Consider the following 22,698-nt stretch of genomic DNA (forward strand, 5'->3'; position numbering starts at 1 on the left):
GTATGCCTTATGTATAGAGCTTGTCATGTTAGCAACAAAATGTTTTTCTTGTTGCTCATAATGGATTAAAATCCATCAATTAATTGCTTGCGTTTGGCTAAAGCGTGTTCGCGCAGCGTTCGCTTTGCGAATATGCTTATGGAGGGATAACCGCTCCCATGCTCCCGTTGAAGTAAGAAGTAAAGGTCTAGACTCGTCTAGGGTTTATATAGCAGAATAGGACTGTTATTTCTGTGATGAAACCGTTAAATTTGGTGTGATACCAAGCTCGTTGGAATATTTAGTATTGTTTGAGATTCATGGAACAGCCTATTAGTGTAGGGGCAGGTTCAGGCATCTGTTAAAAGTAGTGGATACGATGTTTGTTCCTGCCTCTACTGTTAATCCACAATCTCAAATCCAAATTGGTCTGATGGACTGTTAACGGTTATGCCACTGAAGGCAATAAGATTTCTGCATTATATTAAGCTGGTTTTTGACACTCCCCGGTCTAAAGACGCGGGGATTCTACATTCATAGACTCAAGGGTTTTCAGCCTTCTTTCTTATAAGCAATAAAATATTTGCTCAGAAAGTGGACTTGTATCTCTATGTCTTGAAAGCCCACTTTCTCTAATCGCTCTACCAAGTCATCAGCAATGTAATGTCTGTAGTATGGTTCATGGAACATCTTGGGGAAGCCATCCATCATATCAGCTAAGTCAGGTGAATCATTCATTTGAATCGAATCACAGATAATTAAAACTCCTCCTGGTTTGGTGACTCGGAAGCATTGCTCAATAACTGTCTGACGTACTGAAGCTGGTAACTCATGAAAAAGAAAAACAGAAGTTACAGCATGAAAATAATTATCTAGATAAGGTAATTCTTCGGCATTAGCTTGCAAAAGCTGCGGCAATTCGCCCGGATTTTGACACAATAGTTGATTAGCCTTACGCAAATAAGCTGGCGATAAATCTGTACCAAATAAAGACGCTTGAGGCATAGCTGCTCTTATCAACTTCAATGTAGCTCCTGTGCCACAAGCTACATCCAAAATGCGGAGTTGTCTTGGGGGAAGTCCCTGGAATTTTTGCAGTCCATGTTTAAGGGGAGCCAGAATCCGCCGTCTCATAGGATTGGCTGCACCACCAAAGAGAATTTCTACCTGTAAGTCATACAAGTTTGCTGACAGGTCGCTCAAATAACCATCAGTTTGGTGATGGAAGTTCTGCAAATAATAGTTGGGATAACCCTCTTGATATGTTTCTGGGGAAAAATCTTGATATCTATTTTGTGTGATTCGTTCCCACATCTGGGGTAAATCTAGACAAAGCATTGGATAGTAACGAAAAAAGTCTTCCCAGGAGTTATCAAATAATAAACTTTGGGGATATATTTGTTTTTGGGCATCCTGCCAATCTGCCTCTAGCAGCTGATTTAACCTGTTTTGTAGTTTGACAATCACCTCTGGAGAGGCGTTGCTCATTTGAACTACTGTGGGGTGGACTAGGTTTCTTAACTGTGAACTGAGGATTTTGTGAGCCAGGCCAAAGTAATTTTTGCTCTGTTGAAAGGTTTGATAAGTCAGCTTTGTTAAGTTATCCAGCATAAATAATAGGTGAAGTTTTATTGACTTTAATTATTTTATGTAACTAAAAGTCATAAATAAAGGTTTTTCTGAAAAAGCTACTCCTTTGGACTTATTTCCCAAGGGAAGATGAAGCGCAGGCAAGAAGGGATTTGACATCTGTAGCCGGAGGGGTCTCTTCTGGCTTGGGTAGCAATTTCCAGGGTTGGCGATCGCTCATTTATAAATTTTTGTAACAAAATTGTAATTCCGTAGTGTATGATACAGAATTATGGCTATTATGAATATGTGAAGCAAAAAAGTTAATCAACTATTACTAAAAAACTAGAGAGGATGGTAAGTATGTCTATTCAAGAAAAATCTCGTGCGTTAATGGTACGTCAACATCAGCAAGTTAAGAACCGTCAACAATCAATGCTGATGCGTGCTACACAGGAATTAGGTCTTCCCCAAGAACTATGCCACTACTGGAACCCCATTCAAGGGAAGATAGATCCTACTACACAAACGCTTTATAGCAGCAGTCATGCTTCCATGAGCTAAGAGTCCAGATGGATAGATTCTGAAGGAATATCTGAATAATAGTAAATATCCCAACTTGTTCTAATTCTATTTTTTAGCCAAATTGAAAACTAAAAAAAGCCACCCCAAAGGGTGGCTAAAAATTGACTTAATTGGAATATTAAGTATTAAGGGGTACAACAAGGTTGTACTCCTTTTGCGTTTGATATCCAGACGAAAACCCCTATACTGCTTGCAATTAGCAATCGTAATAGAGGAAAAATTCGTAAGGATGGGGACGCAACTGCATCTGCTTAACTTCGTTAGCCAGTTTGTAGTCAATCCAGTTTTGAATGAAATCTTCTGAGAATACGCCAGTTTCGGTTAAGAAAGCATGGTCATTTTCCAGTGCTTCTAAAGCCAATTCCAAAGAACCTGGAGTAGAAGGAATCTTAGCTAGTTCCTCTGGAGAAAGTTCATAGATATTCTTATCTAAAGGTTCACCAGGATGGATTTTGTTCTTGATACCATCAATACCAGCGCAAAGCATAGCAGCAAACGCTAAGTAGGGGTTAGAAGTCGCATCTGGACAACGGAACTCTAACCGCTTGGCTTTGGGGTTATTACCAGACAGAGGAATCCGCACAGAAGCAGAACGGTTCCCTTGGGAGTAAGCCAAGTTTACTGGTGCTTCATAACCAGGTACTAAACGCTTGTAAGAGTTTGTAGTGGGGTTGGTGATTGCTAACAATGCTGGAGCGTGTTTGAGAATACCACCAATGTAGTATAGTCCCATTTCACTCATACCAGCGTACTTGTCACCAGCAAATAAAGGCTGACCGCCTTTCCAAATAGATTGGTGACAGTGCATACCGGAACCGTTATCACCAAAAATTGGTTTTGGCATGAAAGTAACGGTTTTGCCGTACTTTCTAGCAACGTTTTTGATGACGTATTTGTAGGTCATTAGCCAGTCTGCTGCTTCGATGAGTTTACCAAAGCGGAAACCGAGTTCGCATTGACCACCAGTAGCAACTTCGTGGTGTTGCTTTTCAATAGGTACGCCACAGTCTTTCATAGTTAGCAGCATTTCTGTCCGCATATCTTGAAAGCTATCCGTTGGTGGAACTGGGAAGTAACCTTCTTTGAAGCGGGTTTTGTAGCCCAGGTTGGGGCCTTCCTCTCTACCAGTATTCCAACGACCTTCTACAGAATCTACGTAGTAGTAACCTGAGTTGGCGGTTTGGTCGTAGCGAACATCATCAAAGATGAAGAATTCAGCTTCTGGACCAAAGAAAGCTGTGTCACCAAGTCCTGTAGAAGCAAGGTAGTCTATTGCTTTTTGAGCAATTACACGGGGGCAACGGTTATACCATTCGCCTGTGCGTGGTTCTTTAATGCTACAAATAATACTTAGAGTTGGCTCTTTCATGAAGGGGTCGATCCAAGCTGTGTTTGGATCTAACACCATTGTCATGTCTGATTCTTCGATGCCTTTCCAACCCCGAATGCTGGAACCGTCGAAAGGAACACCATCAGTGAATGAACTTTCATCGATTTGGTCCTGGTACATGGTCAAATGTTGCCAAGTCCCTGGTGTATCAATGAATTTCAGATCAATCATCTGAATGTTTTTGTCTTGAATCATTTTCAAGACTTCTTTTGGGGTTGTCATTGTTACTCCTTATGTACCCATTTTCCTAAAATAAAACCAGACTTTGCCACAATATCCTCACTCTGCGGCGCTAACCCAAGTTGTGACACACCACCAGGAATATCGTAAATAGTTGACTTGAGGCAAGTTTGTGGTTTTTGTTACAGATCGTCTGGATTACAGGTTATATTAACCTTTCTTTCTTAATCTGCACAAAACAAGAAACTTCATCTTAACGGGGTCAACTTTGGCATAGAATCCTTAAGTAGTGGTATGGATGGTTTTGTGCCGTATCTATTTTATGTGAATGGCACAAAATTCTACTGGTGCATGAGTGCAACCAAATTAATATCAAATCATAGATAGTAACGATTGGGAGAAACCGGAATGCGCGATGCAGTTACAACTTTAATTAAGAATTATGACGTAGCCGGAAAATATTTTGACCGGAATGCGATTGATAGCCTCAAGTCTTACTTTGAAACTGGTACGGCAAGAGTGCAAGCGGCAGCTGCAATTAATTCTAATGCGGCAGCTATTGTTAAGCAAGCTGGTTCTAAGTTGTTTGAAGAACTACCAGAATTGATTCGTCCTGGTGGCAATGCTTATACAACTCGTCGTTATGCAGCTTGTTTGCGTGATATGGACTATTATCTACGCTATGCTACTTATGCGCTGGTTGCAGCCAATATGAATGTGTTGGATGAGCGTGTATTGCAAGGCTTACGGGAAACTTACAATTCTTTGGGAGTACCTATTAGCCCTACTGTGCGCGGTATCCAGATTATGAAGGATATTGCTAGGGAACAAGCAGCGGCTGCGGGGATTACTAATACTGCTTTTGTGGATGAGCCTTTTGATTATATGACTCGTGAATTGAGCGAACAGGATGTTTAACTAGATTTGTTGGCGAAGCGATTATAAATCGCGTCTACACAAACAAAGTCCTCATTGAGTGGGACTAATTTATGAGCGCACTTTGGCTGTTTGGGCAAGGTGCGTTTACTTTTTCTAATCCCAAATATAGCAGAAGGCAAGAGGCAATCTTGCTCTCATGCAAGAGTAAAACCCTTGTTATTCTTTGGTTTCAAGGACTAATCATGTCCTAATTATCCTGGCTACAGCTATATGAGTTCAGCTGAAGATGTGTTCTCCATTTACTTGCTCCCGTGGTGTAATTATCCGAACTTAATATTATTTGGGAAAGTAACATTCTTTAAAATATTCATGGGTCCTATATTTTTAAGTAGTTGCAATTGTTCAGTATTCCGCACCAGCAAAGCACCAGCAAACCCCAAAGAATTGATAGAAATTGACTCAAATTCTTCATGAGAACGGGGTACAATCAACATCCAATCTCGCGTAGCTAAAAGATTATAAGCCCTAGATTGTTTATGATTATCAACAGCCCCAATACCAACTGCCTCCAGTAAAGCATGATATTTTTCTAAAGTTACTATGGTGCTTTCTTCCATTTGAAGAGTTGTGAAAGCGTGTAAAAAAGGAAGTTCGGGTATAGATGCGATCGCATCTGAAAAATTTACATCTTTTATTAATGGTGTAATAGGAATCTCTTGACCAGAAAGAGGGACAATTTGTAAATGTTTATGTCGCTGACTCGCACCGGCAAGTTTACCGCCATTGTAAAATACTAAACCATCAAAATCAGCTAAAATTGCCCACATTGCGGCCAAATCTTCTAAAGTAAGTAAGCTTTCTTGTTCTTCAAAAGCGCGGGTAATAATTAGTAGATGATAATCTACAACATTGAATTTATTTAAAATGCACAGATGAGTATCAGAAATATCGGCAACAAATAAATCTTCTTCATAAGGCAAAAAAGGATTAAACTCTTTACCAGTTGCGGCAGTTTGTTTTTCTTGTTTTTCCTTAGCTGCTTTCTTACGGTTTAAGTTAGATAAGATCCGCACCAAGAATTTAACCCCATCCTGTTCGACAAATTCAAATTCCGTCGGGATAGATTTTAGCGCCCCGCATTCTAAAGCGTGTTCAGTCGTTTGTTTGACTTTGGTCCATAATGTTCCTGGTTCGAGTAATATTTTCTCCTGTTTCATCTGTGTTGATCGTGGCGGTGCTAAAATATTATATAGTAATCTCAATCATTAAATAACAAGCTCCCCGACTTCTCTAAGAAGTCGGGGATCTGAGGTTAGTACAAACTTAAACTATTTAGCTTATTTATTCGCCACACTCAAAATGTGTTTTGGTAACACTCAATAGGGGTTAATTAACGCTTAAAATCTCCCCTCTGCGTTTAATGAATTAAGTACGCACTGTTTCCGGCCAAAGTTCTCGCAATGCAGGTGGCATCATGTGAACAACGTCTTCAATTTCTCCTTGGGAAACTCGTTGAGCCATAATTTTGAAGACAGAACGCACCAAAGTTTCAGGATCAATATCAGCATTAACGTTGCGGAAGTAATCACGGATATGCTGTAAAAATTCCTCCTTTGTTCTATCTTTGGTCGGTGTTGCACCTGGTCGCCAATTTTCGTAGTAAAATCCACCTAAAAGAATGGGTAATTGCGCCCCTAATTGGGCAGCTTCTTCTACAGTCAAGCGTTACCTTTGGTCAGCGTAGCTATCGCGCAGTGCGTGTAATGTAGCTCGCAACCCTTGAAAAACTTGGTGTTTATTTTCCCAACCTAATTCTTTTGCTAACTCATTAATCCAAGGAATTGTTTTCTGTACAGTAGCATCAAAGGTATCTAATCCTGTCATTGTCATAATTATTTCTCCTGTCTTTGTGCTGCAATTGCTTGATAATTTATCTCAAAAAAACCGTTTACTAAGTTAAGTCAACATAAGCAAACATAAAACTATGAGGAGCATAGATACCCGACTTTTTTGATAATTAGAGTATCCAATTCTTACGTTGTTTAGGTTGAGTTACTGATTCAACTTAACTATAAAAAACTGAAAATTTTCTAACTTCTAACTAATGGAACATAATGTTTTATTTACTCCTCTATCTACTAGGAGATTAAGAAGATTTTTTAAATTATTTTTAAGTTCAAAACCAGCCAAGTTTTGAACTCTCTGTAATATAAAATACTCCGTTGTCCGACTAAATACCCAGCACTACTGATGTAGTTTAAGTTAAACTAATGGCAGTGTGTGAGGATAAAAATATGACAAATCGCAACCAAATAGAAATAGTTGCATTGAGTTTTCTGAGTGTGTGCTTTTGTCTGGGTATGAGTTTAGGAGTAACTATTAGATTTGGCAGAATACAGGAATCAAATGCAACTGCGACAGAGATTCCCCCATTTTCGCCCGATTCTATACCCAGCTTGGGAGATGAAGAACAAACAATCACTATTAAAGCTGTTGGGGATATTATTCCTGGTACTAATTTTCCTGACCATAGATTGCCAGGGAATCCTAATCAATTACTACCCCAGTCAGTTAGATCTTACTTACAAGAAGCAGATATTTTATTTGGTAATTTTGAAAGTAGCTTAACTAACCATCCCTACAGTGCAAAAGATATCAGTCGCGGACAAACTTTTGCTTTTCGTTCTCCTCCAGCTTATGCCCAATTATTTGCCGAAGCAGGTTTTGATGTCTTGAACATAGCCAACAACCACACAATGGATTTTGGTATAGTTGGATTTAAAGATACTGTCAAAAATTTAGAAGCTGCGGGTATTAAAACATTAGGTCATAAAAATCAAATTCTCTATTTAGAAGCTAATCAAATTCCTATTGCTATGATTGGCTTTACAACTTATGACTTATATAATTCTGTTCATAACTTAGAAGCTGCTCAAGCCCTAGTAAAAGAAGCTAAAAACAACGCCAAAATCGTGATCGTGTCGATGCAAGTAGGAGCAGAAGGAACCAGTGCTTTACACGTCAAAGATAAAACAGAATATTTCTATGGTGAAAACCGGGGTAACTCCTTAAAATTTGCCCGGATAATGATTGATACAGGGGCAGATTTGATTTTAGGACATGGACCTCATGTTCCGAGAGCGATGGAGGTTTACAAAGGTAAAATCATTGCTTATTCATTAGGTAATTTTTTAGGATACCGAACTTTAGCAACTAATGCCCAAACAGCTTACTCAATGATTTTAGAAGTCAAAATCAACTCAGAAGGTAAGTTAGTATCTAGTAAAATTATCCCCGTGCATTTAAATCGGCAAGGCATCCCACAAATCGATCAATATTTTCGCACTGTGGGATTACTGCGTTATTTAAATAATCATGATTTTCCTGATAGTAACCTGGCAATTAATAACAAGGGAGAAATTGTTGTTTTAAATCAAGAAACAGATTGAGCTAATTACTTTCATTTTCTGATTTTTCCAAAGACTTCTCTTCTTTTTGAGATTGACTTTCAGCAGGTGCATTTGACTTTGTTTCTTGTGTTGGTACAACCACAGCCGAAGAATCTGTACTCTGAGATTGCTTCGGTGGTGTTGCGGGTATAACCACAGAATTTTTAGGTTGTGGTGGTGCTGCTGGTATAACTACAGGTGCTTCTGATTTTTCAGGTTGGGGTAAGCCGTTCTTCTCAACAACAGGAGGTGAGATATTTTCTGGGGATGGGGTAGGTTGAGGAGTTGATTTAGCTTCCTGTAGCTTCTCAACTAATGATGGTGTGGGAGTAAGCACAGGCGTAGATGTGGTTCGCTTATTTTTGCGTTGTGGGAGTTCTGAAGAGTTATCTGGAGGTGAATCTTGTTCAGAAACGCGATCGCTAGTAGGAGTTGGTTCTGGGGAAAAACGACGTTTGCGCTTACGTCTTTCTGAAGTAGAAAATGATGCAGATTTAGGGGAAGAGTAGGTTGAATTTTCTTGACTTTGAGGTGATGGTGTAGTTTCAACTACAGGTTGTGGTGTAGTAGGTTCTTCAACAAGTGGCTTGGGGGCTAACTGTGACTGAGATTTCGGCAATATTCTCGTGACGCTAAACCCTGCTGTTACAGCAACAAAAGCTACACCTATGCTAATAAATGCCTTCGATGAGCCGATTTTCTTTGATAGTGCTGTAACTTTTCCTACTGATGATGGTATGGTAGCAGGAATCGAAACAGGTTGTTTTTGCCGATTTTCTGACTCTAAGACTGATAAATCTATCGTCGGTGCTGGTTGAGTGGGTAATTGCGGTGTCATATCGAAACCACTTCCCGGTAATAATTGCAGCCATTCTGCTACTGTAGGTGGACGAAACCGAGACTCCACAGCCATACCACGCATGACTGCTTGATTAATAGCTGCACTGAGATGGGGTTGCAGTTCACGGGGAGATGGCATTGGTTCTCTATCCCTTAACAACGCCGGTATGGGAACTTGTCCTGTTAACAGTGCATACAAAGTTGCAGCTAAACCATAAACATCGGTAGCTGTGGTGCGCGGTGCTTGGGTTAAATACTGTTCAATAGGTGCATAACCCTCACTCACTAACCCTGTGTGAGTTTGTCTAACACCGCTGTTAAATTCTCTAGCTATGCCAAAATCAATCAGCACTACTTCCTGAGTTCCTTGGCGGAGGATAATATTATCAGGTTTAATATCTCGGTGCAGCAAACCGTTGTTATGTACTACCTGCAATGCTGCCCCAATTTGGCGGATATAATGTATTGCTGTCTCTTCTGATAAAGGTATTCCTGGTAACACAAAGGCTTGGCCTAAAGTTTCCCCTGGAATATATTCCATCACCATGTAAGGTAGACTATTTTCTACAAAAAAGTCACTAACTCGGACAATGTTGGGATGGACACAAGCAGCTAATCTTCTGGCTTCATCTTGAAATTGACGCTCGAATTTAGGAAAATCAGAATGTTGTCTTAGCCGTTCATTGATAGTTTTCATCACTACTTCTTGACCCAAGTAATGATGCGTAGCTTTGAAGGTAATACCAAATCCACCTCTCCCTATTTCTTGGATAATGGTATATTTTCCACTCTGCAAAATTGTACCTGTTAACATAGGGATTCTTGAGTCCTAATTGAGCAGCTGACACTCCCATCAATGGTTTTGTCTTTATCAGTCTAGAACTTTTTTGTGGTTTGGGGTTGAGGAGTTATTTGGTGGATAGTAGAGAGGGAGTGTTTGAACAGGATAATACAGAAGTTGAGGAACTGACAAGGAAGTTGAAGCGGATGTGGATACTATACCTGATGATGAGGTGGTAGTGAAGCTTCAATTTGAGGAGTTTACTGACCAACGCCTGTATAATATAATGCGAATCAGGTTAACATTTTAAGGGTTGTGCAAAATTTGTTTTGACCAAAGCGGAGGTTAGAGGTGGCTGATTTGTTGGCGTTTACGGAATTGTTGGCGGCTTAAAATTTATTTAATAGGTGATTAAGATGAATGAATTACAACAGATATTAAATGAACGTCGAGAAAAATTAGTTGAGGATATCATTGTTTTATCTAGGGACAAAATTGATACTTTAGATATAATATTGACCTCTACCCAATTCTTTCAGTATTCGATTGAGAGAACAGAAGTTAATTTAAGTGAACAGTCCCCAGTTGATAACTATAATATAGATAATTTATCTGCAACAGCTTTTTTAATACTAGATAAATTTGTAGAATTTAATGATTCTGAATTGCATAGGATTAGTTTTCCAGAGCATAAAAATTTATTTGCGTTTATATATCATCAGTTATTTATTAGCATAATAGCTAATTTAGATGATTACTTTTCACAGCTTTTATTATTAATTCTGCAAGCATATCCAGAAAAACTTGGTGAGAAAAAAATATTTCAAGTTAAATTTAATGATGTAATTACTCTATTGGGAACAGGAAAAGACAAAATTATTATCAGATCAATGGATGAGCAAATAGTTTCTAATGTAAGGACTTTGATGCAAAAAAACCTTTTGATTATCTTACCGAACTTCTTAAATATTTAGGAGATTCAAAATTAATTAGATTAGAAAAATTAACTTATTGTGAAATGTGTTTACGGCGTAATGCTGGTGTACATTGTGGATGGTCTGGGAATCAAGAATACAACCTTAAAATTCAAGAACTTATCAAAGGTGATGAAGGTAATAACTTAAATTTCTCATTGAAAGAGAGAGATTTTCTAGGATTTGATTACGAATATTTTATTAATTCTTATAAGACTTCTAAAAAAATCATAACTGAATTAAAGACATATTGCGAAACAAAATTTACACAACAAGATTCTAATTAAAATCCTGCTGACAGACTCCGAATTGAATTTAGCCAGGGAATAAATTCCCTGTCTAATAGCTAAAGTCGGTTAAAACCGACTAGTTGGGTTTTTATGTTATTCTTTTTTGATTTTTGGCTAATAATGGCAATTTTGTTTTTTAATTTAATTTAATTCAATTGTTTGGTAATATAATGTGAGTCCGTTTAAACGGACTTGAGCTTTGAGACTCTTAATTTATTCCCTGGCTGAATTATTTGGCTTATTGACAATTAGACATTTATTGTTATTCTTTTAAAATTCATTATGGCTTTATGAAGATTGTATTATCATATTGTTTGGGCTACCAAAAAACGCGAGCCTTTAATTACTAATGATATTGAAGATAAATTCTATGGTTATTTAATTGGTAAAGCGGCTCATTTAGGGTGTGTTATTCATGCTATTGGAGGAATAGAAGACCATATTCATTTTGTGGTTTCCATTCTTCCTAAATTATCTATTGCTGAATTCGTGAAAACTTTAAAAGGCAGTAGCGCCTATCATTATAATCATTCTTTAAGTAAAATACAACAACAATTTAGTTGGCAAGAAGAATATGGTGTATTTTCTTTAGGTGGTAAGCAATTACAGGAAGCCATTGATTATGTGAATAATCAAAAACTACATCATTTAAATAAAACTACAATCCCATTATTAGAACAAGAAACAGATTTAGATCAACCACCTCAAACTCCAACAAAACCAGGAAATAAATTTCCCAATTCAAAACCAAAATCCGTTAAAACAAATCAAAGAAATCAACCATAGTCGGTTTTAACCGACTTTAGCTATGAGACAGGGAATTTATTCCCTGGAATTCTATTATTCCCTGGCTTTTAATACAATAAAAATTTATTAGTGGGCGGGAGGAGAATCGAACTCCTATACCTTTCGGTGCCGCATTTTGAGTGCGGTGCGTCTACCAATTCCGCCACCCGCCCTTGTGGATGGCACTTCATTAGTATAACCTATTTTTTTGATTTTGCAACCAGGATTATTGATTTATTTACAAATTTTTTTCAGGTCTGTCTAACCAAACTAGAATCAATATCTTCTAGACTAGCACAGCCGCCCAGAGCCATTGCTGTAATTAGTTCCTCTTTGAGAAGGGAGATAACGTCAGCTACTCCAGCTTGTCCAGATACCGCTAAACCCCATAGGACAGGACGACCTATAAGAATCGCTTTTGCTCCTAATGCTAAGGCTTTGAGGATATCTGTACCCCGACGGATACCGCCATCTAACAAGACTTCTGCTCTACCGTCAACTGCTGTTACTATTTCCGGTAAGGCATCTAAAGAAGCGATCGCCCCATCTAATTGTCTACCACCATGATTAGAAACCACAATCCCCTGAGCGCCATATTCTACAGCCCGCAGCGCATCATCACCCCGCAAAATCCCTTTCAAAACTAACGGTAGCGGACTAAGAGATTGTAGCCATTCTAAATCTTTCCAAGTCAGAGCCGGGTTAATTTGTTGAGCAAAATAGGTTAATAACCCAGACTCCCCCTGTCCCTGGGGAATATCTAACCCTGATATTTTGGTTAAATTAGCAGGATGCAAACCAGCAGGTAAGGTAAATTCATTGCGTTGATCTCGCTCTCGCTTTCCCAACACTGGCGCATCTACAGTTAAACATAGTGCTTTGTAACCTGCTGCATAAGCTCTTTCTACCAAAGCACGAGTTAAACCCCGATCTTTGTGAATGTAAAGCTGAAACCATTTTAAACCATCGGAGACCGTTGCCACTTCTTCTAAACTCCTAGTAGCCAGGGTACTCAACACCATACCTACACCTGCTGAAGCCGCAGATGAGGCTGTAGCAATTTCCCCATCTGGATGCGCGAGACATTGAAAAGCCATTGGTGCAATCATCAGAGGTAACTGCAAAGATGCACCTAAAACTTTGGTTGTCAGGTTGATTTCACTGACATCAACTAGCATCTTAGGGCGCAGTTTCACTCGTATAAAAGCAGCGCGATTATCCCGCAGGGTGATTTCATCCCACGCACCACTACTGTAATAATCAAACGCCATTTTTGGTAGATGGGCTTTTGCTAACTGCTCATATTCAAATAAGTTAATTAATATTTGGGTGTTAGTTATCATATCTGTTTGGGTTGGTAATGGGTAATGGGTAATTGGGGATTGGGGATTGGGGATTGGGGATTAGGAAAGAATTTTCTCCTCTGCTCCCCTGCTCCTCTGCTCCCCTGCTCCTCTGCTCCCCTGCTCCTCTGCTCCCCTGCTCCCCTGCTCCCCTGCTCCCCTACCTCTTCACTGTCACCTAATTTCCCTGCAATGGAGCATTTAAAGTTTTTTCAATGCGATCGCGGGTTTCTAGTAAATGGGCTTTGGTATATTCATCATCAGACTTCACCCGTCTAAGTTGTTGGTCTAATTGTTTGAGTTTATACCATGATAAGGTGCGAGCATCTTCTGGGACATCTACTTTTCGTAATACCATCGCCGTTAAGAAATTCACATATTGTCGTTGTAAACCTCTACGCAAACTAGAAATTTCTAATTTGCCTTTTGGTTGTAAAACTTCTGTCCAAATTCCGGTTTGTAAAGTAGTAAATAACTCAGGCATAGTCAATGCTTTTCCGGGTTCGCTTTTGAGTTCAATATCCTTCATACGAGAAAGGCGATCGCTGGAAAGTAAATCACTCAAAACAGCACTCTGCACAAACAACACCAAATCATGAATTGGGTAATCCAAACGCCCCGTTTTCGGCGTACTACCCCAGTGTCGCCAACGGGATGGTGCTAATTTATTCAGTAGTTCTGGTGAGAAATTCATCGCATCTTCAGCAAACACATACTCTTGCAATGTCGCTAATGCCTGTCTTTGTTGTTCCACTGGAACTGCTACAAATGGTAATCTTCCTTTGTTTTCACCAGGATTGACTCTGTAAAAAGACTGCCCACCAATGTATTTAATCGTGTAGTTTAATTGTTGTAAATAATTACCAAATATGGTACTAAACTGTTCACTTAAATCACTGTAATTCTCCCCAGACATTGAATAAGCATGATTTAAACTTTTCCACATCACACGGGAATTATCCAACTGCCATCGAGAATAAATTAGCACATTACCGCTATTATCCCAAGGTGCAGATGTAGGATCAATCTCAGATGTATCTTCATCAGGGGAATAACTCAACTCTGGTTTTTCCGATTGTTTAGCTATTTCTGCTAAAAATGGCTTTTCTGCGATCGCACTTTTTGCCCCAGAAGGAGTATAACCATACTGTATTGCCCAAACATCATAACTTCCCACCTGACTAGGAAAATAATCTCCCTGGACTGTACCACGAGGGGCTATATTGGGAGGAACATAATCCATTACCGAAGCAGTCAAACCTTTAGTACGAGTGATTTCTAGATTATTCATCTCCTCTGGTTGTAAGAGGTTACTCCCACGAAAATTATGCCGCAAACCTAAAGTATGACCAACTTCATGAGCAATAATTAAACGCAAATATTGATGAATATAATCTTGCACTTGCTCTTTACTAGGAGTAGTATTTGATAACATTGACATTGCCAATGAACCAAAAGCAAATTGATTAGCAGATTCTATCCCATAGCATAAATCATACTCTCCTGCTAGTTTGGATATATTACCCATTAAGCCTTTAGGATTTTTATCACCTTTACTACAAAGGGGGCGATTTTGCATCAATGCTGATAGGGAAGTAGGAGTTTTTGTTTGGTTGGGCAAAACAATTTGACGATACTCATTTTTTAACGCTCTGACAAAACTAGCATCTACCAAAATATCCGCATCCAAAATTTCTCCATTCAAAGGATTCACACGGGATGGACCAAGCGCAAAATAACCATCTACAGTATTAATCCAGCGAATTGTATTATACCTAATATCCGCCGCATCCCATGTAGCATTATTTGGCATTTGTTTGACTTCAATCGCATCCTTGAATCCCGCTTTCAAAAAAGCTTGATTCCACATTAATACGCCTTCTTTAATAGCATCACGATATTCAAAAGGTACAGCGTTATCAATCCAGAAAACAATCGGCTTTTTTGGAGGAGAAATTGCAGCGTTAGGATCTTGTTTTTCCAAATTCCAGCGATTAATGTAACGCACAAAAAGATCATTTCGATCATTTATAGATAAATCTTGATATGCAGTCAGGAAATATCCCACTCGCTCATCTGCCAAGCGCGGTTGATAATTATTTTTTGGCAGTTGGGAAAGGCTATAATGAAGCCGTATAGTAAAGCCACGACTATCAGCCAGCGTATTTAAACTCGGATTTTGGCTATCGCCAGCACTGTTAGCAAAATTAAAAATAGATTCAATTTCTAAATTGTTGGGAAAAACTTTTGCATTACCAAAATAGGGTTGATCTGGACTTGCTGCTAATTCTAAACTTGCAGATAAGCCAGCTAAGTCTGTCAGCAGTAAATCACCTAAATCGATGAGGATGGTTTGGCGTTGCGGATGAATACTTTTAATAGGAAGATTGTAAAGAACAGAATCACTAAAAGACCGATTCAGTGAGCGTGTTTGGGGATCTCCTTCACGAGTCCGAAAATTCACATTACGAACCACAAATTGCAAGTTTTTATCTATGCGTTGGAAATAAAACAAAAAATCTTGCAATGGCAGTCCACTATAAATTCCTCGTTCACCAATGCCAGATTCTAAGGTGGCTGTAGCTAAGAAATTTTTCTGTAGTTGCTCTGGCTTAATTTCTAAATAGATTTTATTAGTCTCTTTCTGGCGATAAAGAGTAAATAGACCCTCTAGTTTTTGACTATCTTTAACAACATCATCAAATGGTTCTAAATCATCTGTTTTAGATGGTTTAGTGCTAAATCCTGTTTTTTTTGCTGGCTTATTGGCAGTTTGAGCAAGTTGTAACAAAGGTTGCTGTCTGGCTTTTTTTGGCTCTGGCACCACCCACATAAAAGGTTGTTTTTGTACCTGTTTATTCTGATTGATTATCCATAGTTGCGATGATGGTAACGTTGTTTGAGGTGAAGTTACCAAATTTTCCTTTGCTTTTGTCTCTAATGACTGGGCGCAAGCAGTTCCCATACCTAAAAACAAACCGTGTAACAAAACGATATAAAAAGTTAATTTTTTCATCCTAGATCCCTGATAACTATTGATTCTTTTTAGGACAGCAAGCAATACTAACTACACTAGGTTTTGAACCTGGAAATTGTCAATTGGTTTGGGAAAAAGTTATTGGGTTTAAGGGTAAAGGTTTTTTATTTCCTTTTCCCCCTGTCCCTTATCCCCTTCAGCGACAAATATTGATTGCTGTAGTATAAAACTAAGGTACTTAAAAGTAGATTTACCTAAACCAAAATAAATAAATGTCTGCCAACTCAAATTGTGCAGCTATACAAGTCAAGTTTGCAACCACAAACCGAAATTAATCCAATTAAAATCAATTACGTTGAAGTTGCTAATTTTACATTTTAATATCTGAGTCTGGACTTATAACCTCCTGGAAATTCTTGCTTTCAGGATTCTCTCAACACATATCCTACACCGCGTACCGTTTGAATTAAGCGTTTTTGCCCTTCCTCTTCAATTTTCAAACGCAAGTAGCGAATGTATACTTCTATCACATTTGACTCACCCAGAAAATCATAACCCCAGACATTTTCTAAGATTTGTTCACGGGTTAATACTTCGCGGGGATGTTCCATAAAAAACTTTAATAGTTCAAATTCCTTCATTGTCAAGTCGATGCCTCTACTATTATAGATAGCGCGACGGATGCTGATATCTAGCACCAAATCCCCAAAGCGCAACTGTTCGTTAGTATCGACATCAGGTTTAAGGTATAGACGAATTAGCTTCAAAAAATCTTCGGCGCGATAAGGTTTGAGAATATAATCATCAGCACCGGCTTCTAGACAAGCTACACGATCATCAACTGTATCTCTTGCCATTAAAATCAATACAGGGGAACAATAGCCAATGGTGCGAATATTTCTGCACAAAGACAGTCCTGATTCTCCCGTCAGCATCCGGTCTACAACTATTAAAGCAGGTTGGCGATGGCTTTGCCCGCTGGAGGCATCGCGGCATTGTTGCAAACCACTGGCCGCATCATGAGCCACAATTGCATCATAGCCAGCTTCTTGCAAATCAAAAGCCAATTGATTGGCTAAAGTATCATCGGGTTCAATCACCAGAACGCAGGAACTGTGAGAAGGTATCATATCAATTGGTAATTGGTAATTTGTAGTTGGTGAAAACTATCTCCTATGAGTTATAACCTGTTACCGTGTTCTTGACATTCCCCACCATACTAACTCAAGTTACTAATTTTCCGGTTACACTTGTATAGAAATTGATATATTTTTCATGCCATACCTTCAGTATGGTCGGGGATTTCAACAATTACAAAGGAGGCAGGAGGGAAGTAGTATGAATTAAAACTTTAGTGGCTAGTAACGGTACATAGCAGACATCATGAGAAACAGGATATTTCGCAGGTGTCCATTTACCTTCGACAACAGCATTACAGACATACAGAGGATATAGATTTAATTTTAGATAATTTGACAGCTTTAGTAATAGTCAATGATGGAGCGATTTCAGCATCTACATATAAATAAACCCAAAAAAGGCGGCTATGGTACTAAAATTATGGATACTATAGCCGATAAAATTCTCAATGGTACATGGGAAATATCAACTTTGCCTAATGGAGAAGTGCGAGTCACACCCCTCTCATAATTATGGCAATTCTACAGAATTGGGTTTAGCAATATGCGGCAGTCCCCAACCTAATTTTTCCCGTAAAACGCGGAAAAACTCTGGAGATTGTAAGCGAATAAATTTAGCAGTGTATGGCGATCGCTCCAAGTATACCCGATCCTCTGACAACACATAACACCCACCATTTCCATCTACCACCATTACCAACCGGGGGATGTTAACTGGATAGATATTAACTGGTTCATTATTGGGGAACACCAAAGCCCTAGAAGCCAGAGAATGGGGACAAATTGGTACTAGCTGCAACACAGGTACACCAGGGGTAATTACAGGTCCTCCCGCACTTAATGAATAAGCAGTTGAACCCGTTGGAGTAGAAACAATTACACCATCCGCCGCAATATCCACTGCTGCATGATGACCAATTTCAATTTCAAAATGGCACATCGAGGTCAATGGTTCCCGATGTAGCACCATTTCATTTAAACACAGAGCCTCCCATAATACCGCATCTCCCCGTAGAACTTTGACGGTGAGCATAACTCGTTCTTCGATTTCATACTCACCTGCCATTACCTGTTCTAGGGCTTGGGGCAGTTGGTTCAGGTAAGCTTCCGTCAAAAATCCCATGTGACCAGTATTCACAGTTAACAATGGTATGCCACAGGGGGCAACTTGACGAGACGCTGCTAACACAGTGCCGTCTCCCCCTAATACCACTGCAAACTCCATGTCTGAATCAAAACCAGGGGGTGTGAGAGCTTCTACTGGGGTGCGGCATACAGGACTATCAGGATTTGAGTAGCCTAGTATACCACCGATACTTGCTGTCACACATACATCCCAACCAGCAGCGGTTAGCTGGTCTTTCAGTTCGGTAGCGACTCGACCCGCTACCGGTTTAACGTCGTTGTAGATAATGCCTGCTTTCGGCACATTCAAATATCCAAGTTTAGGCGATGCTTGATCTTTAGTAATGGTTACACATTTTTGACTAATCTAGTCATTTGTCTGGAATTTTATTGACTATTAACTTTTGAAGACTGTTTAAAAGGTGTCTTTTTATTTTTCTGTTTTTTGGTCTTATTTTTCTCGTAGTCTAACTCTTTCAGCTTTTTCATAATCCGGCTGAAGTATTCTTGCAGGTAATTTTCTACAGTAGCTGTTTGTTGTTTATCTAAGCCAAACACTGTGTATACTTCGTCCATTGGCGCATTTAAGGCTTTACCACTAGCTAATACCTCTGTAAAAGCTAGTCTGTCAGCCACATTCCATCCCCACTGAAAGCACCGGAGTAACCCTTGTACACCACGCAGTAAGCCGATAGGCATCCGTGTTACTCTCGCATCTTTCCCAGATAAGCGTTCACAAATATTAATTATTTCTTCTGCACTCCACGCACGAGTACCAACAACGGGGAAAGTTTGTTTTTGGGTTTCTGGTACACTCAAAGCGCGAAGCGCAAATTTAGCAATATCTTGAGTATCCATATAAGCAACTGGGGAAGAAGCACCCGTTACCCACACTGGCTGATTTTCCAAAATAGGTATGCCATATTGACCAATTAAGCCTTGCATAAACCCAGCCAAACGTAAAATTGTATAGTTTAAGCCGGACTCAGCTAAAAATAATTCTGTACATCGCTTAATTTCCATCAGCGGTACATTGGGATATTTATCAGCGTCGAGAATTGAAAAGAAAATAAAACGCTCTACACCAGCAGCTTTAGCAGCTTGAATTAACGCTACCTTGCCATCCCAATCTACCTGTTTAATAGTTAATGAATCTGTAGCGCGAGATGTGGAAGCATCTATGACTTGTGTTACACCTGCTAACGCTGCTTCTAGGGTTTGGGGATAACACAAGTCTCCTCTCACCAGTTCTGCACCCCATTCTTTGAGAAATGCAGCTTTTTTAGGACTCCGAACCAGACAGCGTACTTTATACCCTTCATCGATAGCACGACGAGCCACTTGTCTTCCTAAGGTGCCAGTGGCACCGACGATTAATAATGTCATGAGGGTCTTTATAAATTTTAATGTTTTATGATAAAAATCTTAACAGAATTAGTTATAGAAATAAAACTTTACATTTTTTTAATGGGACTGGGGACTGGGGACTGGGGGACTGGGGATCGGGGAATAGATATTAAAGTTATTCTCCTCTGCCCCTCTGCCCCTCTGCCCCTCTGCTCCCCTGCTCCCCTGCTTATTCTTCTGCGCCTTGAATTTTTAGCAATAATGCGCCCAAAGCCCAACCTACGAAGATTAAGCCGAAAGACAACATAGCTGCATTTAAGATTTCGCCGCCCATTTGCTGTGATTCTCCTATGTGAAGTAAATGGTTTGTGGATGTTTCCCGTTTATGAGACTGCTTAAATTAACTTGATCTCTCAAATCTCATTTTTGCTGGTCTGCTAACTTGGGTAAACTAGGTCTTCAACTATCTTGAGGATTAGACCTGTCTCAATAATTCTAAAATAGTTTAGCAGCTAATTGAAATCGGGATCGGGTAAGTAGCGATGTGGCTTAATTAACTGTTTTCCCTGTTCCCTGTTCCCTATTCCCTATTCCCTGACTCATGACTAATACTAATCAACGTCCACGTTTAGCACTGACACTGGGAGATCCCGCAGGAATTGGATCAGAAGTAATTTTAAAGGCTTTAGCAGATTCGGAAGTTATCCAAAACATTGATGTTGTCGTAGTGGGTAGTCGGGATTTACTCACTAGGACTTATAAAAATCTAACATATAATACCGAAAATTTGCCCGCTTTGGCAAATCCATCTGAGTTGACGGTGATTGATGTTGATGTGCCAGACTCAGGTGAGATTATTACCGGGTTAGGTAATGCGGTTAGTGGTGCGGCGAGTTTTGCTTATATGGAATATGCCATAGCGCAGACTTTAGCGGGTGATTTTGATGGTATTGTCACAGCACCCATCGCTAAATCTGCTTGGAAAGCCGCAGGACATGAATATCCTGGACAAACAGAACTTCTAGCTGAGAAAGCTGGTGTTGAGCGGTTTGGAATGTTATTTGTAGCGCGATCGCCTTTTACTGGTTGGACTCTGCGGGCTTTGCTTGCTACCACACATATACCTTTATGTCAAGTATCTCAAACCTTAACACCGCAATTATTAACAAAGAAACTTGATTTATTAGAAGAATGTTTACAAAGAGATTTTGGGATTAATAATGGGAGAATTGCGATCGCAGGTTTAAATCCCCACAGTGGAGAAATGGGACAATTAGGAAGAGAAGAAGTAGATTGGTTAATTCCCTGGTTAGAGTCAGAACGGCAAAAACGTCCCCATTTACAACTAGAAGGACCCATACCACCAGATACAATGTGGGTTAAACCTGGTCAAGCTTGGTATGGTAATTCTGACATCAAAAATCCCGCTGATGCTTACTTAGCACTTTATCATGATCAGGGTTTAATTCCGGTCAAGTTAATGGCTTTTGATCGGGCTGTAAATACTACCATTGGTTTACCATTTGTGCGAACTTCGCCGGATCATGGTACAGCTTTTGATATTGCGGGAAAGGGAATTGCTGATGCAACCAGCATGAAAGCTGCAATTCAGTTAGCGGTGGAGTTGGTGAAGCAGCGTTATAGCTAGGTTGTAGGCCAAAGAATATTGGGAAGATTATCGGAGTCGAGATGATGCCTAAAAGTACAAGTTATCATGCAAAATTAATTCAAGACTTACAAAGTCCACTAGAAGCAGCAGCTTATATTGAAGTAGTTATAGAAGAAGGCGATCCGAAAATGTTAAATAAGGCGCTCAAAAATGTAATTGAGGCGCAAGGTGGAATTGATAAACTTTCAAAACCTGTACAGCAATCTTATGAGAACCTAGCCCAGAAATTATCTGAGCAAGGAGAAATTGAATTTTATTGTTTAAGTACCTTTTTAGATGCTTTAGGATTACAGTTAGCAGTAACAGTTAAGTCTGCTTAATTTTTGATGATTAATTCTCATTACCTATTACCTATTCTCTACGCTTAATTTAACAATCACAGGAAAATGGTCAGAAGGCCAAACACCTTCCCACTGTTCACGGTCAATAATTACCTGTTCAACTTGAAAACGGCGATCGCAATATATCGTATCTATCGCATCCCACGCTTCACCTGTAAACTCATGAAAAGTTTTTTGTTCCTCTAAAGGAAAAGTTGCTAAAGCATCTTGTATTTTGTGATTATCGGCTAAAATCATCCGCGCTAAGGTTCTGGGATTAGCGTTAAAATCTCCCGTTAGCAGTAGGTAATCTTCTGAAGGAAATTCCATTAAACGTAAACTAACCAAAGCTGCACCTAACTCTCTAGCTTTAGCATTTTCATGGTCTAAATGAGTATTAACAATAGTTAGAGAAATACTAGAATTACCAACTACAAAATTAGCCCAAGTTGCCATGCGTGGTAAACGGGTTTCCCAAGTAATGCTACCAGGAATTTCCGGGGTATCGCTGAGATAAAAATCTTGGGTTTTTTGAAGTTGCAAACGTTGGGTATTGTAGAAAATTGCACAGTGTTCACCGTCTCCTGTACCAGTGCGATCGCCCCCAATAAATTTATATTCTGGTATAAGTGTTTGTAAATCCCTGAGTTGATGGGGTTTACCTTCCTGCGTACCCAGTAAATCAGGTTGGTAGTGTTGAATAACAGATGCGATCGCTCCGACACGCTTTTCCCACTGACCCATCCCTGGATCTGGTTTGTCGTAGCGGAGGTTAAAACTCATGACGGTGATTTTCATTAATCTCTTTAATTTAATCAATCTTCAGAAGAATATATATAGTGAGTCTATATTTTATAGTTCTGGAATAACTTAATTAGCGATACTTGAACAAAAATCTCAAATTTATAGCCATGGACAGGGTGGTTAGGACATCAATTGATAATGAAACTCCCACTACAAAAGGGTTTTATTCCTGACTCCTGCTATATCATCAAAAATCCCAAATTGGTATGAGGCTTGAGTAGATACAAATTCCCTGACCAGCTTTAGCTTCAATAATCCAACTTCACACGAAC

At 39.4% G+C, this 22,698-nt stretch carries 19 protein-coding genes, 1 tRNA gene and 1 pseudogene; 8 read left to right on the top strand and 13 right to left on the bottom strand.

The genetic code is table 11. The features are described from left to right. Positions 1–531: 531 nt before the first annotated feature. On the bottom strand, positions 532–1,590 hold the full coding sequence (locus tag H6G06_RS00860) for a class I SAM-dependent methyltransferase (protein ID WP_190556151.1): 1,059 nt from the start codon (positions 1,588–1,590) through the stop codon (positions 532–534). 321 nt (positions 1,591–1,911) lie between these two features. Here H6G06_RS00860 and gifA point away from each other — a divergent pair, with 321 nt between their 5' ends. Continuing rightward, entirely contained in the window at positions 1,912–2,112 is a 201-nt protein-coding gene (gene gifA / locus H6G06_RS00865) for a glutamine synthetase inactivation factor IF7A (RefSeq protein WP_190556153.1), read from the top strand. Positions 2,113–2,329: 217 nt separating this feature from the next. Here gifA and glnA read toward each other — a convergent pair whose 3' ends face one another. Next, positions 2,330–3,745 carry a type I glutamate--ammonia ligase gene (gene glnA / locus H6G06_RS00870; protein WP_190556155.1) on the bottom strand — a complete coding sequence of 472 codons (1,416 nt, stop codon included), beginning with the start codon at positions 3,743–3,745 and terminating at the stop codon, positions 2,330–2,332. A gap of 366 nt (positions 3,746–4,111) precedes the next feature. Between glnA and apcB the strand changes: the two genes are divergently transcribed. Then, complete coding sequence (apcB, locus tag H6G06_RS00875) at positions 4,112–4,621, top strand: allophycocyanin subunit beta (protein WP_190556157.1); 510 nt, start codon at positions 4,112–4,114, stop codon at positions 4,619–4,621. A gap of 281 nt (positions 4,622–4,902) precedes the next feature. Here the strand turns inward: apcB and H6G06_RS00880 are convergent, their stop codons facing one another. Both H6G06_RS00880 and H6G06_RS27960 read right to left on the bottom strand, forming a co-directional pair. Beyond that, a complete protein-coding gene (locus H6G06_RS00880; protein WP_190556159.1) occupies positions 4,903–5,799 on the bottom strand; it encodes an ATP adenylyltransferase family protein in 897 nt (298 codons plus the stop codon). A gap of 208 nt (positions 5,800–6,007) precedes the next feature. Beyond that, a pseudogene (locus H6G06_RS27960) lies at positions 6,008–6,472 on the bottom strand (DUF2267 domain-containing protein). 404 nt (positions 6,473–6,876) lie between these two features. Between H6G06_RS27960 and H6G06_RS00890 the strand changes: the two are divergent. Then, complete coding sequence (locus tag H6G06_RS00890) at positions 6,877–8,031, top strand: CapA family protein (protein WP_190556161.1); 1,155 nt, start codon at positions 6,877–6,879, stop codon at positions 8,029–8,031. Position 8,032: 1 nt separating this feature from the next. Here H6G06_RS00890 and H6G06_RS00895 read toward each other — a convergent pair whose 3' ends face one another. Next, positions 8,033–9,685: a serine/threonine protein kinase gene (locus tag H6G06_RS00895; RefSeq protein WP_190556163.1), complete on the bottom strand. Its 1,653-nt coding sequence runs from the start codon at positions 9,683–9,685 to the stop codon at positions 8,033–8,035. Between the two features lie 383 nt (positions 9,686–10,068). Here H6G06_RS00895 and H6G06_RS00900 point away from each other — a divergent pair, with 383 nt between their 5' ends. Together H6G06_RS00900 and tnpA are read left to right on the top strand one after the other, a co-directional pair. Then, a complete protein-coding gene (locus H6G06_RS00900; protein ID WP_190556165.1) occupies positions 10,069–10,626 on the top strand; it encodes a hypothetical protein in 558 nt (185 codons plus the stop codon). Positions 10,627–11,213: 587 nt separating this feature from the next. Beyond that, positions 11,214–11,702, top strand: coding sequence for an IS200/IS605 family transposase (gene tnpA, locus H6G06_RS00905; protein ID WP_242039565.1), 489 nt, complete (start codon positions 11,214–11,216; stop codon positions 11,700–11,702). A 91-nt stretch (positions 11,703–11,793) separates the two neighbouring features. Here the strand turns inward: tnpA and H6G06_RS00910 are convergent. From H6G06_RS00910 to nblR, 4 genes are all read right to left on the bottom strand, one after another. Then, positions 11,794–11,875, bottom strand: a tRNA-Leu gene (locus H6G06_RS00910). A 78-nt stretch (positions 11,876–11,953) separates the two neighbouring features. Next, positions 11,954–13,045, bottom strand: a complete 1,092-nt coding sequence (locus H6G06_RS00915) for an alpha-hydroxy acid oxidase (protein ID WP_190556167.1) — start codon at positions 13,043–13,045, stop codon at positions 11,954–11,956. A gap of 178 nt (positions 13,046–13,223) precedes the next feature. Continuing rightward, positions 13,224–16,061, bottom strand: coding sequence for a zinc-dependent metalloprotease (locus H6G06_RS00920; RefSeq protein WP_190556169.1), 2,838 nt, complete (start codon positions 16,059–16,061; stop codon positions 13,224–13,226). A 383-nt stretch (positions 16,062–16,444) separates the two neighbouring features. After that, the gene (gene nblR / locus H6G06_RS00925) at positions 16,445–17,152 is read right to left on the bottom strand and encodes a response regulator transcription factor NblR (protein ID WP_190556170.1); all 708 of its coding nucleotides are present in this window, start codon (positions 17,150–17,152) and stop codon (positions 16,445–16,447) included. A 364-nt stretch (positions 17,153–17,516) separates the two neighbouring features. Between nblR and H6G06_RS00930 the strand changes: the two genes are divergently transcribed. Next, entirely contained in the window at positions 17,517–17,672 is a 156-nt protein-coding gene (locus H6G06_RS00930; protein WP_190556172.1) for a hypothetical protein, read from the top strand. On the opposite strand, the gene H6G06_RS00935 is transcribed toward H6G06_RS00930, so the two are convergent. The 3 genes from H6G06_RS00935 to petM all read right to left on the bottom strand — a co-directional run bounded on the left by H6G06_RS00935 (position 17,673) and on the right by petM (position 19,967). Next, positions 17,673–18,590 (bottom strand): NAD(+) kinase, encoded by a 918-nt coding sequence (locus tag H6G06_RS00935; RefSeq protein ID WP_190556174.1) that lies wholly within the window; start codon positions 18,588–18,590, stop codon positions 17,673–17,675. Positions 18,591–18,673: 83 nt separating this feature from the next. Next, positions 18,674–19,672: an SDR family oxidoreductase gene (locus H6G06_RS00940; RefSeq protein WP_190556176.1), complete on the bottom strand. Its 999-nt coding sequence runs from the start codon at positions 19,670–19,672 to the stop codon at positions 18,674–18,676. A 190-nt stretch (positions 19,673–19,862) separates the two neighbouring features. Then, positions 19,863–19,967, bottom strand: a complete 105-nt coding sequence (gene petM / locus H6G06_RS00945) for a cytochrome b6-f complex subunit PetM (RefSeq protein WP_104387810.1) — start codon at positions 19,965–19,967, stop codon at positions 19,863–19,865. A gap of 267 nt (positions 19,968–20,234) precedes the next feature. Here petM and pdxA point away from each other — a divergent pair, with 267 nt between their 5' ends. Both pdxA and H6G06_RS00955 read left to right on the top strand, forming a co-directional pair. Then, positions 20,235–21,281 (top strand): 4-hydroxythreonine-4-phosphate dehydrogenase PdxA, encoded by a 1,047-nt coding sequence (pdxA, locus tag H6G06_RS00950; protein WP_190556178.1) that lies wholly within the window; start codon positions 20,235–20,237, stop codon positions 21,279–21,281. 44 nt (positions 21,282–21,325) lie between these two features. Continuing rightward, on the top strand, positions 21,326–21,622 hold the full coding sequence (locus H6G06_RS00955) for a helix-turn-helix domain-containing transcriptional regulator (RefSeq protein WP_190557200.1): 297 nt from the start codon (positions 21,326–21,328) through the stop codon (positions 21,620–21,622). Positions 21,623–21,649: 27 nt separating this feature from the next. Here H6G06_RS00955 and H6G06_RS00960 read toward each other — a convergent pair whose 3' ends face one another. After that, positions 21,650–22,420, bottom strand: coding sequence for an endonuclease/exonuclease/phosphatase family protein (locus H6G06_RS00960; protein WP_190556180.1), 771 nt, complete (start codon positions 22,418–22,420; stop codon positions 21,650–21,652). Positions 22,421–22,698 lie beyond the last annotated feature (278 nt).

This window comes from Anabaena sphaerica FACHB-251 (assembly GCF_014696825.1).
Taxonomy (GTDB): domain Bacteria; phylum Cyanobacteriota; class Cyanobacteriia; order Cyanobacteriales; family Nostocaceae; genus RDYJ01.

Excerpts from the sequence above, each read along its gene's own strand:
- H6G06_RS00860 (WP_190556151.1), bottom strand. The coding sequence starts at position 1,590 with ATGCTGGATAACTTAACAAAGCTGACTTATCAAACCTTTCAACAGAGC.
- gifA (WP_190556153.1), top strand. The coding sequence starts at position 1,912 with ATGTCTATTCAAGAAAAATCTCGTGCGTTAATGGTACGTCAACATCAG.
- glnA (WP_190556155.1), bottom strand. The coding sequence starts at position 3,745 with ATGACAACCCCAAAAGAAGTCTTGAAAATGATTCAAGACAAAAACATT.
- apcB (WP_190556157.1), top strand. The coding sequence starts at position 4,112 with ATGCGCGATGCAGTTACAACTTTAATTAAGAATTATGACGTAGCCGGA.
- H6G06_RS00880 (WP_190556159.1), bottom strand. The coding sequence starts at position 5,799 with ATGAAACAGGAGAAAATATTACTCGAACCAGGAACATTATGGACCAAA.
- H6G06_RS00890 (WP_190556161.1), top strand. The coding sequence starts at position 6,877 with ATGACAAATCGCAACCAAATAGAAATAGTTGCATTGAGTTTTCTGAGT.
- H6G06_RS00895 (WP_190556163.1), bottom strand. The coding sequence starts at position 9,685 with ATGTTAACAGGTACAATTTTGCAGAGTGGAAAATATACCATTATCCAA.
- H6G06_RS00900 (WP_190556165.1), top strand. The coding sequence starts at position 10,069 with ATGAATGAATTACAACAGATATTAAATGAACGTCGAGAAAAATTAGTT.
- H6G06_RS00915 (WP_190556167.1), bottom strand. The coding sequence starts at position 13,045 with ATGATAACTAACACCCAAATATTAATTAACTTATTTGAATATGAGCAG.
- H6G06_RS00920 (WP_190556169.1), bottom strand. The coding sequence starts at position 16,061 with ATGAAAAAATTAACTTTTTATATCGTTTTGTTACACGGTTTGTTTTTA.
- nblR (WP_190556170.1), bottom strand. The coding sequence starts at position 17,152 with ATGATACCTTCTCACAGTTCCTGCGTTCTGGTGATTGAACCCGATGAT.
- H6G06_RS00930 (WP_190556172.1), top strand. The coding sequence starts at position 17,517 with ATGATGGAGCGATTTCAGCATCTACATATAAATAAACCCAAAAAAGGC.
- H6G06_RS00940 (WP_190556176.1), bottom strand. The coding sequence starts at position 19,672 with ATGACATTATTAATCGTCGGTGCCACTGGCACCTTAGGAAGACAAGTG.
- petM (WP_104387810.1), bottom strand. The coding sequence starts at position 19,967 with ATGGGCGGCGAAATCTTAAATGCAGCTATGTTGTCTTTCGGCTTAATC.
- pdxA (WP_190556178.1), top strand. The coding sequence starts at position 20,235 with ATGACTAATACTAATCAACGTCCACGTTTAGCACTGACACTGGGAGAT.
- H6G06_RS00955 (WP_190557200.1), top strand. The coding sequence starts at position 21,326 with ATGCCTAAAAGTACAAGTTATCATGCAAAATTAATTCAAGACTTACAA.
- H6G06_RS00960 (WP_190556180.1), bottom strand. The coding sequence starts at position 22,420 with ATGAAAATCACCGTCATGAGTTTTAACCTCCGCTACGACAAACCAGAT.